This window comes from Chryseobacterium sp. (assembly GCF_022869225.1).
Classification (GTDB): domain Bacteria; phylum Bacteroidota; class Bacteroidia; order Flavobacteriales; family Weeksellaceae; genus Chryseobacterium.
In genome coordinates this window covers 3503216-3519867 of the sequence record NZ_JALIHL010000001.1, presented here as the reverse complement: position 1 = coordinate 3519867, position 16652 = coordinate 3503216, and the positions used below count along the sequence as shown (strand labels likewise).

The following is a 16652-nucleotide window of genomic DNA, read 5'->3' as shown; positions in this document are numbered from 1 at the left end:
GCTAAGAAACACTCCTGTTCATTTAATCCTAAGTTTCTTCATTTTCTTAGATTTCCTGTCTTCCTTTATCATTTTGCCTTTTCTCCCCTTTGTCTTTTATTTTTACTTTTTACGACATATAAAGTCTTGAATAAAGCCTCTCATGCTGCATACACCTGATATCAAAAGCGGTATTACAAAGTCCTACCATATCCCTGTCCAGTTCCATGGTTTCCCAGACTGTTTTTTCCATTACAGGATAAAGGGAAAACAGGATGTCCTGGCCGTCCAGCTGTCCAAGAGGAACAAGTTTCACAGCATTGGTGATCATTCCCGCGACTGAGGTATAATAGAATCCTAAAAGGGCTTCGTATAATGGAATTTTCATTAAATAAGCATACACTCCAAACACAATACAGTAGTGGGAATTGGCTTCTTTATTCTGAACTGCCTTTTCAAAAGCCTCCATAAAAGGGAAACTTTCCCTTCTTTTGAAGATCTTGATCAGTCTGATCCCCAATTTCTGACTGGCCTGGCGGATTTCTTTCGGACATTTTATGGCATTGCACTCATTATCAAGAAGTAACAATGATTGCAAATCTCCTTTTTCTGCTGCTTTATAAGCCAGTTTTACAAAAGCGCCGTCATTGAACTTAAGATTATACTGAAGCATGTTTTGTACAAACTCTTTCGCTGTTTCCAGGTTATGTACGATTCTTTCCTGCACATACGTTTCAAGTCCGTTGGAATGGGTATAGCCACCGATAGGCAGTGTAGGATCTGCCAGATGCAGCAGTCCTGACAGGAAATTTATGTTGGTATTATTCATCTTTTGGAGCGGCCATTTTTAAGATTTTAGTAAAAATTGTTGAGCCCAGGCTTCCGTGGCCGTGAGGTTCCACATTAGATTTCAGGAGGTTCAGCAGTTTAACGGATTGTTTTTCCGGTTTGAAACCGCTTGCTTGCAGCCATCTGAACATGGGCATCTCAAAAGGAAGCAATACTTTATCTTCCTGGATAAAAAGCGGAATATGTTTATTTCCGATTTCGTAGCATACGGTACCCATTTCCAACAAAGAAGCCGGTGCCATTACAATCGCTTCCGTTTCAGGACGTTTACCGCAATTATTTTTTCTGTATCCTCAAAAAGAATATCACCTTCACGCAGCCGCTGTCCTTCTCTGAGGAATTTAATGGCAACATCAGTTCCCTCTCTGGTTTTTTTGCGTTGAATTCTTTTCGTGGTTTCAAACCATTCCAGATCCAGATAGTCTATGTTTTTTTCCGTAGGTTTTTCGGTTAGATTGCCTATGATTTGATTAATTATCATTTTTGGATTTTTTTCTGAAGTCAAAATTTTTGGAAATGCCTACCCCGAATGTTGAACCACTGATTCCCGCCACATAGCTTTTAGTCCAACCTTCCTCTTTTGTTTTGGTCTGAAGCATTGAAAGTTCAGCGAATTTGAATTTCAAAGCCCAGCCTCCGCCTAATAATATCCCAATCAAAGGATAAGCACGAAGACGGAATCCATTAAAGTTTTGCATCGCATCTGCTGCACCCGACAATTGTTGTCCCCAAACATAATGAGCATCTACCTGCCCAATCAATACAAAATATTTTCCAAGCATTAATGACGGGCTATACCAGATTCCGGCTTCATTTTGCTTATATACAACATGATGATCGACAGCATTTTGTGAATAAGCATAGTTTACTCCAATAAGATCATTATTATTGATAAAATATCCCACTCCCAGTGGTGCGCTGGAAACCGTACTGCTGCTGGTTGACGGTGTGGTGACTTTAGAGTAATCTAATGAACCATACACCATAAACTGCCCTTTGGGTCCGTCTTCATCACTTTTAAGCCGGTGCCCTCCTAAGAACTGTGCCCTTAGATTCGCTGAAAACACAGACATCCCTGCCACAGCAAGAGAAAAAACTGTTTTATTTAAATATTTCATTCTAAACTTAATTCTATAATGAGTTAAAATTTGTTTGGATAAACCTTCTAAAGTGTTAGTTAAACCTTCTAGGTTTTGAAAACCTAGAAGGTTTGGCTGATACTTTAGAAGGTTTATTTTAAAACAAGTAATACAACTGTGTTAAAGGAAGTGTTTCCGCCGGTTCACAGGTGATGTACTCACCATCTACCGTTACTTTATAGTTTTCAGGATTCACTTCAATCAAAGGAGTTTTGTCATTATGGATAAGATCTGCCTTGGAAATATTTCTACAGTTTTTCACAGGAAGGATCATTTTTTCCAATTTATAGGAATCGATTGTTCCGTTGTCAATAGAAATCTGAGAAACGAAATTGGCACAAGTCCCGAACTTAGCTTTTCCGTGAGCACCGAACATATTTCTGTAGATAATGGGCTGAGGAGTTGGAATAGAAGCATTAGGATCTCCCATTTTAGCAGCAATTACAAATCCACCTTTTACAATCATTTCCGGTTTTACTCCGAATAATGCAGGCTTCCAGATGACCAAATCCGCCAATTTTCCTTCTTCAATAGATCCTACATATTCTGAAATACCGTGTGCAATCGCAGGATTGATCGTATATTTTGCTACATATCTTTTGGTACGGTAGTTGTCATTTCCGCTATCTTTATCTTCAGCCAGATCACCTCTCTGCTCCTTCATTTTACTTGCCGTCTGCCAGGTTCTAGTGATCACCTCACCCGGTCTTCCCATAGCCTGAGAGTCAGAACTCATGATACTGAAAACTCCCATGTCATGAAGAATATCTTCTGCTGCAATCGTTTCAGGACGGATCCGTGAATCTGCGAACGCCACATCCTCAGGGATATTCTTGCTTAAGTGGTGGCATACCATCAGCATATCTAAGTGCTCGTCGATTGTATTGATCGTGTAAGGACGTGTTGGGTTGGTAGAAGCAGGGAGTACGTTCGGGTACATGGCTGCTTTGATGATATCCGGAGCGTGTCCTCCACCTGCACCTTCCGTGTGGAATGTATGGATTACTCTTCCGTTGATCGCTCTCATGGTATCTTCTAAGAAACCTCCTTCATTCAAAGTATCCGTGTGGATAGCTACCTGAACGTCATATTTATCTGCCACTTTTAAGGCGGCATCAATTGTCGCAGGCGTTGCTCCCCAGTCTTCGTGGATTTTTACGCCTAAAGCTCCGGCTTCCACCTGCTCTTCGATAGGTTCTTCTGCCGAACAGTTTCCTTTTCCGAAGAATCCAAGGTTCATTGGATACTCTTCTGCTGCTTCAAGCATTTTCTGCATGTTGAATCTTCCCGGAGTCACTGTAGTAGCGTTTGTTCCGTCATTTGGGCCTGTACCGCCTCCGATCATTGTGGTAATACCGCTGTATAGGGATGTTTCGATCTGCTGAGGGCAGATATAGTGGATGTGGGTATCAATTCCTCCGGCTGTTACAATATATCCTTTTCCACCGTGAACTTCCGTAGAAGCACCGATGATCATATTAGGAGATACACCGTCCATCGTATCAGGGTTACCGGCTTTTCCGATTCCTACGATCTTACCGTCTTTAATCCCGATGTCTCCTTTTACAATTCCCCAGTGATCGATGATTACGGCTCCTGTGATACAAAGGTCCAAAACCCCTTCATCTCTTTTTGCAGTAACATTCTGCCCCATCCCGTCACGTACGGTTTTTCCTCCTCCGAAAACGGCTTCGTCTCCGTAATGGGTGAAATCTTTTTCGATTTCAATAATAATTTCAGTGTCTCCCAGTCTGATTTTGTCTCCGGCTGTGGGACCTAATATATTGGCGTATTGCTTTCTATCTATGGGTAAGCTCATCTTAGTGATTTTTAAAGTTTAATTCTTCAACTTTTGCAAGGCTTGTTTTTTTCTGTTCTTCAGAATCTACCTGTCCGTCAACAAGATTATTGAAGCCCATTGCTTTTTTAGTTCCTCCTATTTCTACCAATTCCACTTCTTTCTCTTCTCCCGGTTCGAAACGTACGGCAGTGCTTGCTACAATATTCAGTCTCTTTCCGAAGGCTTTTTCACGGTCAAAGCTCATTGCTTTGTTTACTTCGAAAAAATGGAAGTGTGACCCTACCTGAATAGGACGGTCTCCCGTATTGGTTACTTTTATTTTGACCGTTTCTCTGCCTTCATTGCAGATAATAGTGCCTTCTCTTACAAAAATTTCTCCTGGTATCATGATCAATAAGTATTAGCGGATTGGGTTATGTACGGTTACCAGCTTAGTTCCATCAGGAAAAGTAGCTTCGATCTGAACATCGTGGATCATATCTGCCACGCCAGGCATCACATCCTCTTTAGTAAGGAGATTCGCGCCTTCCTGCATCAGTTCGGCTACTTTTTTTCCGTCTCTTGCGCCTTCAAGCAAAAAGTGGCTGATCAATGCTATCGATTCTGGATAGTTTAATTTTAGGCCTCTGGCCTTTCTTTTTAGAGCGAGCTCGCCTGCCAGAAATAGCATAAGCTTCTCCGTTTCTCTCGGTGTTAAGTGCATAGTATTTTATTTAAAATGTGGACAAACAGTATCCTGTTCGCCTTTTTGTAAAGGCAAATAGAAACGTTTAAAAATGTAAAATGAGGAATGATTCTAATGGATCTGTACAGTAAGTATACAAACCATTATGGATCATTAGATTTTAAAAAGGGATTAGCAGCGTGCTATCTGCAGAGAATGATACAGGATGTATCGGGGTGCCGTAATATAGATACAGCTTTGAACAGCTGCAACTCTTGTATTATAAGAATAACTTGCAAAAAAGCAGTACAGCCATTGCTGTGCAAGTATTGAATAATCAAATTTTACTTTCTCCCAATCATTGGAATCCTGAACATCCTGAGCATCTGTGAAACTATAGATTTCAGGCTGAGTCTGCTGATCAGATTTTTGTTGAAGAAGATGAATTTTCGATAAGATATCAGAGTATGGCTGAGTTTTCCCTTTATGTGCAAAAAGACCTGCACACAATGCTGAGAAAAATAATACAAAAGAGAAAAATAGGACTCTTTTTTTCATACCTGATAATAATGATGTAAAATTAAAACAATCTCAAAAGCCCGGCTATCAAAAAATTTATTTAAAATGTTCAAAATCGCAACAAACACAATTTTATACAATTTTAACATTTGGCTGTAAATCTCTTATTTACAACACTTAAGACCAATTCATGAGCTATGACAAATACTTGATTGTCCCCATTCCTATAATTCTGGCAAGCCGAACCCTTTTTTCATTCTATCTAAAGTATTGAATAATACATTAATTATTTTCAATATTTCATATTATAAAAAACATTATATCATAATGATTAATGAATAATAAAGTTCATTTCACAAAAACAGACCGTATTTTTTCTTTACTTATAATTATTGTAAATTTGTATATCATACTTTTTTAAATTAAAAAAAATAATACAACGTAATATGTCAAAAGCAATTTCGCAAGTACCATTAGCGGTAAATGAGCCGGTAAATTCATATGAACCGGGATCTCCAGAAGTTAAAAGCCTTATCGCCATGTATAAAAAAATGTGGGCTGAAAAGGTAGAAATTCCAATGATCATCAACGGAAAAGAAGTAAAAACTGACAAAAAAGTACAGCTTCAGTCTCCACAGGATCATGCTCATGACTTCGGATTTTACTATCAGGGTGGTATGCAGCATGTGGATGACGCTATCAACGCGGCATTGGCAGCTAAAAAAGAATGGAATGAACTGGGCTGGGAACAGCGTGCAGCAATTTTCTTAAAGGCAGCCGATCTTTTGGCTGGGCCTTACAGGGATGTTATCAATGCAGCAACCATGATCGGACAGTCTAAAAATGTACACCAGGCTGAAATTGACTCTGCCTGTGAGTTCATCGATTTCTTAAGATTCAACGTAGAATTCATGACTGAAATGTATGCTGAGCAGCCGGTTTCTGATAATGGAATCTGGAACCGTGTAGAATACAGACCATTGGAAGGATTCTGCTTTGCAGTAACACCGTTCAACTTCACCGCAATTTCAGGAAACCTTCCTACTTGTATGGCAATGCTTGGAAACGTAGTGGTATGGAAGCCTTCGGATAAGCAGGTTTATTCTGCAAAAGTAATTATGGATGTATTGACAGAAGCAGGTCTTCCTGCAGGGGTCATCAACATGATCTTTACAGACGGAAAAGAAACGGCTGAAAAAGTATTGGCACACCCTGACTTTGCAGGATTACACTTCACTGGTTCTACAAAAGTATTCCAGGGAATGTGGAAAATGATCGGTGACAATATCCACAACTACAGAACTTATCCAAGAATCGTTGGAGAAACTGGTGGTAAAGACTTTGTAATTGCCCACCCGTCTGCCAACGTAGAGGCTGTAGCAACTGCTTTGGTAAGAGGTGCTTTTGAATATCAGGGTCAAAAATGTTCTGCAGCTTCAAGAGCTTATGTTCCTAAATCCCTTTGGGCAGATGTGAAAAAAGTAATGGAAGCTCAGATGAGTACAATCAAAATCGGTTCTCCTGAAGATACCTCTAATTTTGTAAATGCTGTAATCGATAAAAATTCTTTCGAAAAATGTAAAGGATATATTGACAGAGCGAATGCTTCCGGTGAAGCTACTGTAGCAATCGGTGGGAAATGTGACGATTCTAAAGGATGGTTTGTACATCCAACGGTAATCGAAACGACCAATCCTCAATACGAAAGTATGGTTGAAGAAATCTTCGGACCTATCTTATCAGTATATGTTTATGAAGATCAGGATTGGAAAGAGACTCTTAAAGTAGTAGATTCTTCATCTCCTTATTCATTGACAGGTTCTGTATTCTCACAAGACCGTTATGCAATCAATGAAGCTTTCAAAGCGTTGGAAAATGCTTCAGGTAACTTCTACATCAACGACAAACCAACTGGTGCCGTAGTAGGGCAACAGCCTTTCGGCGGAGGTAGAGCTTCAGGAACTAATGATAAAGCAGGTTCTAAAATGAATCTTCTGAGATGGACATCTGTAAGAAGCGTAAAAGAAACTTTTGTTTCTCCAAAAGATTACAAATATCCATATTTAGGATAATCATGAGTAATAGGTAATACGTAATTGCTGCCTATTCCTAATATACAGCCCCGGGACTTCGGTTTCGGGGCTTTTTTATGAAAGTACAGGTGTGAGATTCGAGGGTAAAGGTTAACGTTTAAAGTTTAGATTTTAAAGTGGGTTGTAGCCGGAAAGTACTTTGTTCCCCCAACGCTATAATACTCTCCTATCCTAAAATTTTTCCACTCCTAATCCCTACAGGCTGCTACCTGCTATCTAACACCTTTTAACAAAATTTATCTATATTTTACAATTCATTCTCCCTGTTTGGGAATAATTGTTGATTTTTTTCCATTACACCAAAATAAAATAAATATGAAAAAGTTTTTGTTAACAGCCATCGGAATTGGAATACTTGCGGTGAGCTGTGGGACCAAAGAATCAACAATGTCAACGAGTAACAGTGATTCAGCAGCTGTAGACCGTGTGCAAAAAAACATACCGCCTACAGCTACTGATACTATGACTACCAAAATGACAAATCCTGATAGTATCAAGATGAAAAAAGATTCTTTATCTCCCGTAAAATAATCCAATATTATGTTTAATTTAAAATGGAAAATCTGCAGATGAAAGCCCTGCAGATTTTTTTATTACGATTTGGAAGTTAGAAGGAACAAGGTTTATAAGTAAGCACAATTATTTTTTTGATTTTAAGCTTTGGCTGAAGCCAATGAATCTATTTATATTGTAAAGGCGGGCTGAAGCCCACCTCTGTTGAATATTAATAAACAAATCTTTTAATCTTTTTAATTAAATCATTATATTTGAGTAATACCAACATTAAAAAATAGTACAATGAAAAAATTATGGATAGGAGCCATTCTGGGACTTCTTTTTCTTGGAAGCTGCGCTCAAAACAAAGAAAAGAGAGAAGAATTCAAAGATGCTCATGATAAAGATTCTTTAAGAAACAGGATGGGCGATTCTGCTGTAGCTAATTCCGAACCTGCACCAGCCACTCCGGATACCTCAAAACCAAAAACCGACAGTACCAAGACTAAATAAATCACAAATCCGCAGAAACCTGCGGATTTGCACTTAAAAAAACTTGACTGAAAAAAAACCGGGCAATCAACCCCGATTATATTGTATATCCTAATTTTTCATTAGGCCTTTCCCTGAGATAAAAGAAGGAACCGTGGCTATCTCATGATAAAGAAATATACACGCGTTCCATATTAAAAGTTCCATGGTCCGGCTAAAATGTACTAACTTATTTCGAAAAGAATATTTTTCAAGAAATAAAAGAGATTAACTTTAGTGTAATGTGGTGATCATTCCCGTAAAACTGGCGCAAATATAGTCCAGCAATGCTTTTGTAAAAAACAATAGGTTGTTCATTTTCGTGAAAATAACAATACAAAATAGAACAAATGATCTTATTTTAATCATTTTCGGGAAAACGGACATCTTTATCTGATTGATTTTCAGCGTCGAGATGCTTAATATAAGCAGAGGGTGAAAAGTCGGTGACTGCTTTAAAGACAGCTGCAAATTTACTGTGTGATGAAAAGCCGCATTCGTCAGCAAGGATACTGATTTTATATTGTCTGTACTTTTCATCATTGATCAGTTTGTCTACAATATAGCTAATTCTTAACCGGTTGATATAGGTTTTAAAATCAGCACTTTTATGCTGGTTGATCACATAGGAAAGATACTTTGTATTGGTATTCAGCTCTCCTGCCAGGAAAGATAAAGACATACTTTTGCTGTTATAAAGATCTCCTTTTTCAAAATCTTCAAGCAATTCAAGCAGTTTTGATTCTGTTTCGGAAGTCATCAGAGAATCATTTCTTCTCCTGTCTGCTTCGCTGTCTTTTTCATCAATCTCTTCAACAGAAATATTAGAAAATTCAGTTTCTTTTTTGGTATGTAGAGCTTCGCGGCTCAGGCTGTTGACAGGATGCAGTCTTGTTCTTATAATATTCCTGAATTTTGAAAGCTGCTTTTTCTGTTTTGTCCTAAAAAATATAATTATGCCGATTACAGAAATAAATAACACAACAATAGCTGTGTTTTTAGCAACATTCATCTGCCCGTTCTTACCAGATTTGCCAGCCGCATTTTCAGGGTTCTTCAATGCAAACTGATGAATACGGACTGCAATGCTGTCATAGGCTCTTACATATTTCACAGCATACAATGAGGCTTTAAAATTGTCTCCAATCCCCTCATAATAATCGTTAATATTAGAATATACGGCTTTCTTCAGCTTCAGGCTGCGGGAAGTATCTGCTATTTTTTCAGCTTTTTTCAGATAAAATTCGGCATCTTTCCAGTTTTTCTGCTTTAGCCGAATGCCTGCCAGACCATTATAAATAAGCCCCAGAGTACAGCTTTCCTTCTTCAGCAGTGTTTCGGCTTTTCTATAGTACTTTTCAGAAGTGTTATAATCGTTCTGCTTAAAACAGACATCTCCCAATACCTGATACGAAGTGGCCATTGTTTTGCCTATATCCGGATTGCCTGTTTTCTCCAGAAATTTCAGCGAAAGCTCAATATATTTGATTGCATTTGAATAATTCCCCAGCTCCATCTCATAAAAAGCCATTTCCTGATGGAGTAATCCTTCAGCTTCATTGCTTTTTTGAAAATCTGTAATCTGTTCCGAAGCCTGCATCCCTTTTACAATATACTTCCTGGACCTTTCATAAAGGCCAACCTGACGGTACTGTTTCGCTAAAAGTCTGCAGATATAAATCATCTTTTCAGGATCCCCTGTCCGGCTGATCAGGGCATGGGCATTCTCACTATAACAAATAGCCTTCTTGAATTCCCCGGAATAGTGATAAAGCTCTGAAGAAAGAATCAGACTTTTGATTTTTTCCTGCGGAGTTTGCGCAGCCATGTAAAGAGAGTCTGCCGTTTTAATGGCAGCCGATAAATTTTTATGAGCAGTAATAACGGTAGTCCTTTCACAGAGCTGATCGAAATTATTTTTCTTCTGTGCGGATATGGGAATAGCGGTCGTATATAGAAACAAAAACAGCAGTAAACATCTGGACATAAAAAAACAAATTATTATTTTAATTTTATAATAACTCATCATTTTTCAGTAGGTGTCTTTTTGTTTTTTACAAAACTACTAATATTTTATTTTTTATTAAAATATTCTCCTGTAATTTAATCATTTAAACCAAAATAGACATTTACATTAATTTTAATAATAAAAACAAAAAAGTATATGATCATCTTTCATTTCAACCTATACCTGTAGTAAAGTCAAGAGATGGGTATAATTATTTTCGATATGAACGTCTTAATTGTCATCATATTTATTACATTTGTAATGAACAAAAAGTTTTTTATGAAAAAATTATCTCTAGTTTCTTCTTTATTTATAGGAATTTTGGCCTTTGCACAGGGAATTAAATTTGAAGACGGCAACTTTGCGTCTATCCTGGCTAAGGCAAAAAAAGAAAACAAACTGATTTTCATTGATGCCTATGCTTCCTGGTGCGGACCATGTAAACTGATGGCTAAAAATATTTTCCCACTGAAGACGGTAGGCGACTATTACAATTCCCACTTCATCAATGCTAAAATTGATATGGAAAAAGGTGAAGGGATCGAGCTTGCGAAAAAATATAATGTAAAAGCATTTCCTACTTACTTATTCATTGATCCCAATGGGGAGACCGTACATAGAACACTGGGGTATGTAGAGGAAAATGACTTTATCCAGTTTGCAAAAGACGCCGGAGACCCAAATAAAAGGCTCACTTCATTAAAGCAAAAATTTGAAAATGGAGAAAAGGACCCTGAATTTCTAAAAAACCTGGCAGGGCTTACTATTTACAATGATCCTGAGTTTGCCGGTAAAGTATTGAACCGTTATTTCGGCCAAAAAACAACGCTGGATCAGGAAGATATCCAGATACTTCTTGCCGGGACACAGAGTACGGAAAGTCCTTTATATAAAATATTTCAGGACAAGAAAGCGGATATTCTAAAGTTCTTGCCGGAAGATAAATACGAAAAACTGGACAAAAATATACAACTGAACACGATTGCTAAAAAAGCTTATAATGCCGATACAAAAAGCTGGAATGAAACTTATTTCATGGCGGAAACCCAGAAATTCCTCAAGAAAGATGAAGCTGAAAAGGTATTTAAAAGAATGAAAGCAAACAGGGCTTTAAAAAACAAAGATATTCCTGTTTACGAAAAATTAATTCTTGAGCTGTACCAGGACTATTCTGCTGCAAGCTCTGAGGAACTGAATTCCCTGGCGTGGAACTTCTTTGAAAATGTAAGCAACAAAACGTCTCTTGAAAAAGCAATTGGCTGGGCACAGGAATCTGTGAAAAAAGACCAGAACTTTGCCAATACCGATACTTTAGCAAATCTTTACAATAAGATTGGTGACAAGAAAAATGCAAAAATGTGGGCTGAAAAGTCTATTGAGCTTGCAAAAAGTACCGGACAGGATTCTTCTGACACAGAAAAATTATTGAAAAGCCTTTAAGTAGGATTACATAAAGCAAAAAATCCGCAGAATATCTTTGGACTGCGGATTTTTTTTTGTGGAACCACCCCGTCAAAAATTCTTTGAATTTTCGCCACCCCTCCGGAAGAGGGAATTCTCACGTCTTCAGTTGTGATATAAGTGAAAATAGGGGTTTTCAATATTTTTATAAGATATCAATAAGCTATTTTGTTCTTTTGTTATCTTAGTATTCAAACAGTACACTTCCCCAGGTAAATCCGCTTCCAAAAGCTGAAAGAAGGACCAGGTCTCCTCTTTTAATTTTCCCCTGCTCAATCGCTTCACTTAAAGCGATCGGAATAGAAGCAGCTGTTGTATTTCCGTATTTCTGAATATTATTAAAGATCTTTTCATCCGGCAGCCCGAATTTTTCCTGCACAAACTGAGCAATTCTCAGGTTGGCCTGATGGGGAATGAACATATCCAGATCCTCAACCGTTTTTCCTGCTTTATTCAGGGCTTCCATCATTGTTTCCGGAAATCTTGTTACAGCATGCTTAAACACAAAGTTTCCGTTCATGATCGGATATACTTCTTTATTCGTTACATGTTCAGGATCTTTTCTCATCCTGTCGCTCCAGCCGAACTTCGAACCCGGGAACTGAGTACACAGATCGTCAGCATATTTTCCTTCAGAATGCATATTGACCGCCAAAACATCGCCGGTATTTTCCCCTTCTGTAGCAGAAAGAACAATAGCTCCTGCCCCATCTCCAAAAATTACGGAAACGCCTCTCCCTTCATCTGAAAAATCCAGGCCGAAAGAATGAACTTCCGCTCCTACGACTAAAATATTTTTATAGGTTCCGGATTTGATAAACGCATTGGCAACACTCATAGCGTATACAAACCCTGAACACTGGTTTCTTACATCCAATGCCCCAATGGTATCACACCCCAGCATATCCTGAAGCAATACCCCACATCCCGGGAAATAATAATCCGGAGAAAGGGTGGCAAAAACGATGTAATCAATATCTTTAGAAGTGAGACCTGCATTCTGAATCGCTTTTTCTGCTGCTTTAAAAGCTAAATAAGCAGTGGTCTCCTGGGAATCATTTCTGTTTTTTCTGTGTCTTCTCTCCCTGATGCCTGTCCTTTCTGTGATCCATTCATCATTCGTCGCCATTAGTTTCGCTAAATCATCATTTGTAACAACGTTATCTGGAACATAAAATCCCACACCTTTTATTGTACTTTTAATCATATAGTTTTATAATTTTGGCAAAGATAAACTTATTTAACACATAGTATTTCAAAATATTAGTATTTTTACTTTATGCCAATTGATACGATATACAGAAGCTCCCAGTGCGAATGGGTAGATGTAGAGGCTCCTACAGCAGAAGACCTGAAATTTCTTCATGAACGTTATGAAATCAATAATCTTCTTCTGGAAGATACCATGGATCCTAACCACCTTCCCAAATATGAAGAAGACGGGAATGTAAAATTCTTTCTCCTCCGTGAAAGTACAGAGCTGGAAAGAAAAAACCTCAATACCATCAGTGACATCAGTACTAAGATTGGAATTTTCTTACTGGATAATACCATTATCACTATCCACAGGATGAAAACCAGAAGTATTTCTGAGACCAAGAAAAAGGTCTCAATGATACAGGAAGACGCTACCCCCGAAAAGATTGTTTTAATGATCGCTATATTGATTATGAAAAGTTTTGATGATGAATCTCTAAGCTTATTTGAGACTATGGACAATATAGAAAATGAGATATTCCTTAAAAACACCAATCATACCAGCCAGATCCGGCGGCTTTATAAGCTGAAACGAAAATCAGGATTAAATTCACGGGTCCTGGTCATTTCCACGGATGCGGTTGACAAATTTAAGCTATTGAACCTGCAGGACTCTGAAATTGTCGATTTAAAAGACAAACATAAAGATGTAGTGGCCGATTTTGACCATCTAAACATCCAAATCACCAACCTTATCTCTATGTTCCTGGCGCTTTCGGATCAAAAAGCTAACCAGGTGATGAAGGTTCTGGCGATCTATTCAGTTTATTTTTTACCGATCACTTTTATTGCCGGGGTTTACGGGATGAACTTTGACAATATGCCTGAGCTTCATCATAAATATGGTTATTTTATAACATTGGGAGCTATGGCCACCGTAGTGATCAGTACGTTTATTTATGTAAGACGCAGACAGTGGTAATTTGCAGAAAATGTTTTTTAAGATCATGCAAAGACGCAAAAGGTTTTATTGAATTTTAAAAAGAAAGGATTTTATCTTCGACAAAATTTATTTAAAGAAACGGACAGGAAAATGACCCTGTGTTTCCCATACATCAAAAAACAAAGACCATGAACACTGAAGATCTTAATAAAATGCTGGATGATCCTTCTCTTTCAGAAGAGTCTAAAAAAAAGCTTATTGCCCTGCATGAAAGCATTTCGTCTAAAGAATTTTCAGATCTTTTGGATGAGTATGGGCATCAGTACGTGGAATTTGTGCAGGAAGGCGGTGGTGTATGGGGAAGCGCATTGGTAGGTTATCTCTATGGTCTTGAAAGCTTCGGGATCCGTTTTCTAAAAGTAGCGGGAACCAGTGCCGGCGCTATTAACACAATGCTCATTGCGGCCTGCAGAACAAAAGAAGAGGCTAAAAGTGATGTGATTAAGGATATCCTGTTCAGCTGGGACTTTGCTGATTTTATGGATGGAAAGACCTATGTGAAAACAACGCTCCATGCTATGCTGAACAATAAGGATTTTTTTAAAATCAATGCCATTATTACTGCAGCCCTGTTCATTATTCTCATCAGTATTCCTTTTACGGCTCCATCAGAAACCATAACACGTGCCAAACTTATGTTTCTCATTCCATTGGTACCCGCCATTATTCTCTTTTTCGGAATTAAGAAATTATACCATAACTTCAGAAAAGAAAACAGTGGCCTCAATCCCGGAAATGTTTTTATGGACACCATGAAAAATGCTCTTGATGGTTTTGGAATAGAGACCGTAGCCCATCTCAATAAAAAATATATCCGGAAAGAACATGACCTTAACCTCAGCTACCGGTCCGGAAACAGGCAGGAATACTACACCATAGCTTTGCAAAGCATTGAAAAGATAAAAGCTAAGAATCTGGAACATATTGATGAGACCAGATACAAAATTTTCTATGAGAGTTCTGTCAATAATGACTATTATAAAAACAATCCTTTTTATCAGCTTAAATCTGAATATGTAGTCATTACAACAGATATCAATGCTAAAATTAAAGTAGAGCTTCCCACCATGGCTAATTTGTACTGGTCTGAAGAGGAACTGAAACACACCAGCCCGGCAGAATTTGTGAGAGCCTCCATGGCTGTCCCTTTCTTTTTTGAGCCTTTTCAGAAAAAAATCAATAAGGAAGAAGATTCTGTGAAATATGCCTGGAAATTCTGGATGAGTACCCAGCAGCAGGATATTAACCCTGTAGGTATATTTATTGATGGGGGCAGCATATCCAATTTTCCTATTGACCTTTTCCACGCGGACGAGGTTTTTTATCCAAGGATGCCTCTTTTTGGCGTACAGCTCACCAACGATTCCGCTATTCTTTCTGAAAAAGGAAAAACAAGTGAAGAAATCCTTAAAACCCCATTCAGCTATGCCGGAAATATCATCAGTACCTTAAAGGGTTTTAATGATAAAATGTTTCTTACCAAACATAGTTTTTACCGCCAGTACAGCATACAAACCGTGAACTGCGGATCCAGCAGCTGGCTGAATTTCTTTATGAAAAGAGAAGAGAAAGAAGAGCTCTTCAACAGGGGCTTTCAGGCAGCTTTAGATTTTCTTCATCAATTTGACTGGGAAAAATACAAATATGAAAGAATGATGCTTTCCATGAAGGAGAAAAAGATACTCAAAGAAGAGGATACTCCTACGGTAGGATAAGGATTTTTAAATATTTTAGCAAAAAAATCACCGATATGAAATACATCTGCCAATGCTGCGGAGAAGAAAAAGAGGATTGGCCGGCGTTAGCTTATGACGCTCCTTATTTTTATTCCTGTTTATCTGATGAAGAATTAAAGAATGCTGAACTCTCTTCAGATTTATGCGTCGTTCAAGATTCTGAATACACTCATAGATTTATCCGTACAGTTCTTGTACAGGAAGTCACCGATGACTGCAGAGACCTGGATTACGGAATCTGGGTTTCACTGAGTGAAAAGAACTTTAATGAATATGTTGAAAATTATGATAATAAAGAATTTGAAGCGGAATATTTCGGATGGCTTTCTACTTATCTTCCGGATTATGATTTTCAGGAAACCATTCCTACAACAGTTGTGGTAAACAATTCTATAGGCCGTCCGTTTGTTTTTCCTCATCAAAGTTATGATCATCCCTTTGTGCATGACTTTTATAATGGAATTACAAAAGAGGAGGCAGAGAAAAGGATCGGCAGGGTTTTAAATACGAAATAAATGAACTGGATTATCAGAAGTACCAAAAAAGTAAAATTCCATACGAATCTCCGGGAAGTTCTAAAACCTATATGGAATGATCTGGCTGCTTACCGCTGGATTTTGACGGATCTAGATTTTATACCTAATGGCCAGCCGGTCCCTATTCATTTTGATGAAGATTTCTTTGTTTTAAATCATCAACAATTTCAACAGCTTTATGAAAGCAGTCCTCAGATCATTTGGGGAATCATAACTGCTGTACCAAGTAATATTGAGCCTGATAGTACACTAATCTCTACTTTATGTGCTGAAGATTCCCAGGTATGGGAAAGCGATCATTTTTTTATTCAGGAAAGTCTTTTGGAAATTATTGCTTTTGACAGTGGATATACTATTGTTAAATTCAGAGATAAAACCTTATCTGATCAATTCAAAGATTATTTTCAGGAGCAAGCTCTGGATCTTCATACGTTTAATGAAAAATATATGAACTAAAATATGAAGTCAATTCATCACGATCCATTCTTCACAGGCATCTCTGCAGGTCTTCTCTCTATTATAATGTTTTTACTATCCATGGGAATGTTTACGGCAAGAGGAAATTATTGATCATGTATTATACAATTGGGTGAGCCGTTTCTTATTCTATGGTTTCCATTTTAATTACCGGAATACTTTTA

The 16652-nt window shown here is 37.9% G+C and carries 18 protein-coding genes; 8 read left to right on the top strand and 10 right to left on the bottom strand.

The annotated features are described in order from the left end of the window. Positions 1 to 109 precede the first annotated feature (109 nt). The 8 genes from MUW56_RS16485 to MUW56_RS16450 all read right to left on the bottom strand — a co-directional run bounded on the left by MUW56_RS16485 (position 110) and on the right by MUW56_RS16450 (position 4990). Positions 110 to 808 (bottom strand): urease accessory protein UreF, encoded by a 699-nt coding sequence (locus MUW56_RS16485; protein ID WP_292014208.1) that lies wholly within the window; start codon positions 806 to 808, stop codon positions 110 to 112. After that, positions 801 to 1070 carry a hypothetical protein gene (locus MUW56_RS16480; RefSeq protein WP_292014207.1) on the bottom strand — a complete coding sequence of 90 codons (270 nt, stop codon included), beginning with the start codon at positions 1068 to 1070 and terminating at the stop codon, positions 801 to 803. Before MUW56_RS16480 ends, MUW56_RS16485 begins: the two co-directional genes overlap by 8 nt. Beyond that, positions 1070 to 1309, bottom strand: coding sequence for a hypothetical protein (locus MUW56_RS16475; RefSeq protein ID WP_292014206.1), 240 nt, complete (start codon positions 1307 to 1309; stop codon positions 1070 to 1072). The genes MUW56_RS16480 and MUW56_RS16475 overlap by 1 nt, the downstream gene beginning before the upstream one ends. After that, the gene (locus MUW56_RS16470; protein WP_292014205.1) at positions 1299 to 1946 is read right to left on the bottom strand and encodes a hypothetical protein; all 648 of its coding nucleotides are present in this window, start codon (positions 1944 to 1946) and stop codon (positions 1299 to 1301) included. The genes MUW56_RS16475 and MUW56_RS16470 overlap by 11 nt, the downstream gene beginning before the upstream one ends. A gap of 118 nt (positions 1947 to 2064) precedes the next feature. Beyond that, positions 2065 to 3786: an urease subunit alpha gene (ureC, locus tag MUW56_RS16465; RefSeq protein ID WP_292014204.1), complete on the bottom strand. Its 1722-nt coding sequence runs from the start codon at positions 3784 to 3786 to the stop codon at positions 2065 to 2067. 1 nt (position 3787) lies between these two features. Further along, positions 3788 to 4156 (bottom strand): urease subunit beta, encoded by a 369-nt coding sequence (gene ureB, locus MUW56_RS16460; protein WP_292014203.1) that lies wholly within the window; start codon positions 4154 to 4156, stop codon positions 3788 to 3790. 12 nt (positions 4157 to 4168) lie between these two features. Then, positions 4169 to 4471 (bottom strand): urease subunit gamma, encoded by a 303-nt coding sequence (ureA, locus tag MUW56_RS16455; protein WP_065398656.1) that lies wholly within the window; start codon positions 4469 to 4471, stop codon positions 4169 to 4171. A 153-nt stretch (positions 4472 to 4624) separates the two neighbouring features. After that, positions 4625 to 4990 carry a hypothetical protein gene (locus tag MUW56_RS16450; RefSeq protein WP_292014202.1) on the bottom strand — a complete coding sequence of 122 codons (366 nt, stop codon included), beginning with the start codon at positions 4988 to 4990 and terminating at the stop codon, positions 4625 to 4627. Between the two features lie 407 nt (positions 4991 to 5397). Here MUW56_RS16450 and pruA point away from each other — a divergent pair, with 407 nt between their 5' ends. The 3 genes from pruA (at position 5398) to MUW56_RS16435 (ending at position 8052) form a co-directional block, all read left to right on the top strand. After that, complete coding sequence (gene pruA / locus MUW56_RS16445; protein ID WP_292014201.1) at positions 5398 to 7023, top strand: L-glutamate gamma-semialdehyde dehydrogenase; 1626 nt, start codon at positions 5398 to 5400, stop codon at positions 7021 to 7023. A 336-nt stretch (positions 7024 to 7359) separates the two neighbouring features. Next, positions 7360 to 7575, top strand: a complete 216-nt coding sequence (locus MUW56_RS16440) for a cytochrome C551 (protein WP_292014200.1) — start codon at positions 7360 to 7362, stop codon at positions 7573 to 7575. 267 nt (positions 7576 to 7842) lie between these two features. Beyond that, a complete protein-coding gene (locus MUW56_RS16435; RefSeq protein ID WP_292014199.1) occupies positions 7843 to 8052 on the top strand; it encodes a hypothetical protein in 210 nt (69 codons plus the stop codon). 379 nt (positions 8053 to 8431) lie between these two features. Here MUW56_RS16435 and MUW56_RS16430 read toward each other — a convergent pair whose 3' ends face one another. Continuing rightward, complete coding sequence (locus tag MUW56_RS16430) at positions 8432 to 10057, bottom strand: tetratricopeptide repeat protein (RefSeq protein WP_292014198.1); 1626 nt, start codon at positions 10055 to 10057, stop codon at positions 8432 to 8434. Positions 10058 to 10357: 300 nt separating this feature from the next. Here MUW56_RS16430 and MUW56_RS16425 point away from each other — a divergent pair, with 300 nt between their 5' ends. Then, positions 10358 to 11518: a thioredoxin fold domain-containing protein gene (locus MUW56_RS16425; RefSeq protein ID WP_292014197.1), complete on the top strand. Its 1161-nt coding sequence runs from the start codon at positions 10358 to 10360 to the stop codon at positions 11516 to 11518. Positions 11519 to 11723: 205 nt separating this feature from the next. Here MUW56_RS16425 and MUW56_RS16420 read toward each other — a convergent pair whose 3' ends face one another. Beyond that, positions 11724 to 12746 (bottom strand): 3-oxoacyl-ACP synthase III family protein, encoded by a 1023-nt coding sequence (locus MUW56_RS16420; RefSeq protein ID WP_292014196.1) that lies wholly within the window; start codon positions 12744 to 12746, stop codon positions 11724 to 11726. Positions 12747 to 12818: 72 nt separating this feature from the next. On the opposite strand from MUW56_RS16420, the gene MUW56_RS16415 reads away from it, so the two are divergent. From MUW56_RS16415 to MUW56_RS16400, 4 genes are all read left to right on the top strand, one after another. Then, positions 12819 to 13718 (top strand): CorA family divalent cation transporter, encoded by a 900-nt coding sequence (locus MUW56_RS16415; protein WP_292014195.1) that lies wholly within the window; start codon positions 12819 to 12821, stop codon positions 13716 to 13718. A gap of 149 nt (positions 13719 to 13867) precedes the next feature. Next, complete coding sequence (locus MUW56_RS16410; RefSeq protein ID WP_292014194.1) at positions 13868 to 15454, top strand: patatin-like phospholipase family protein; 1587 nt, start codon at positions 13868 to 13870, stop codon at positions 15452 to 15454. Between the two features lie 35 nt (positions 15455 to 15489). After that, positions 15490 to 15990 (top strand): DUF2199 domain-containing protein, encoded by a 501-nt coding sequence (locus MUW56_RS16405; protein ID WP_292014193.1) that lies wholly within the window; start codon positions 15490 to 15492, stop codon positions 15988 to 15990. Further along, the gene (locus MUW56_RS16400; RefSeq protein WP_292014192.1) at positions 15991 to 16467 is read left to right on the top strand and encodes a hypothetical protein; all 477 of its coding nucleotides are present in this window, start codon (positions 15991 to 15993) and stop codon (positions 16465 to 16467) included. Positions 16468 to 16652: the final 185 nt, after the last annotated feature.

Coding starts and splice junctions, on each gene's coding strand:
- MUW56_RS16485 (WP_292014208.1), bottom strand. CDS start 808: ATGAATAATACCAACATAAATTTCCTGTCAGGACTGCTGCATCTGGCA.
- MUW56_RS16480 (WP_292014207.1), bottom strand. CDS start 1,070: ATGGCACCGGCTTCTTTGTTGGAAATGGGTACCGTATGCTACGAAATC.
- MUW56_RS16475 (WP_292014206.1), bottom strand. CDS start 1,309: ATGATAATTAATCAAATCATAGGCAATCTAACCGAAAAACCTACGGAA.
- MUW56_RS16470 (WP_292014205.1), bottom strand. CDS start 1,946: ATGAAATATTTAAATAAAACAGTTTTTTCTCTTGCTGTGGCAGGGATG.
- ureC (WP_292014204.1), bottom strand. CDS start 3,786: ATGAGCTTACCCATAGATAGAAAGCAATACGCCAATATATTAGGTCCC.
- ureB (WP_292014203.1), bottom strand. CDS start 4,156: ATGATACCAGGAGAAATTTTTGTAAGAGAAGGCACTATTATCTGCAAT.
- ureA (WP_065398656.1), bottom strand. CDS start 4,471: ATGCACTTAACACCGAGAGAAACGGAGAAGCTTATGCTATTTCTGGCA.
- MUW56_RS16450 (WP_292014202.1), bottom strand. CDS start 4,990: ATGAAAAAAAGAGTCCTATTTTTCTCTTTTGTATTATTTTTCTCAGCA.
- pruA (WP_292014201.1), top strand. CDS start 5,398: ATGTCAAAAGCAATTTCGCAAGTACCATTAGCGGTAAATGAGCCGGTA.
- MUW56_RS16440 (WP_292014200.1), top strand. CDS start 7,360: ATGAAAAAGTTTTTGTTAACAGCCATCGGAATTGGAATACTTGCGGTG.
- MUW56_RS16435 (WP_292014199.1), top strand. CDS start 7,843: ATGAAAAAATTATGGATAGGAGCCATTCTGGGACTTCTTTTTCTTGGA.
- MUW56_RS16430 (WP_292014198.1), bottom strand. CDS start 10,057: ATGTCCAGATGTTTACTGCTGTTTTTGTTTCTATATACGACCGCTATT.
- MUW56_RS16425 (WP_292014197.1), top strand. CDS start 10,358: ATGAAAAAATTATCTCTAGTTTCTTCTTTATTTATAGGAATTTTGGCC.
- MUW56_RS16420 (WP_292014196.1), bottom strand. CDS start 12,746: ATGATTAAAAGTACAATAAAAGGTGTGGGATTTTATGTTCCAGATAAC.
- MUW56_RS16415 (WP_292014195.1), top strand. CDS start 12,819: ATGCCAATTGATACGATATACAGAAGCTCCCAGTGCGAATGGGTAGAT.
- MUW56_RS16410 (WP_292014194.1), top strand. CDS start 13,868: ATGAACACTGAAGATCTTAATAAAATGCTGGATGATCCTTCTCTTTCA.
- MUW56_RS16405 (WP_292014193.1), top strand. CDS start 15,490: ATGAAATACATCTGCCAATGCTGCGGAGAAGAAAAAGAGGATTGGCCG.
- MUW56_RS16400 (WP_292014192.1), top strand. CDS start 15,991: ATGAACTGGATTATCAGAAGTACCAAAAAAGTAAAATTCCATACGAAT.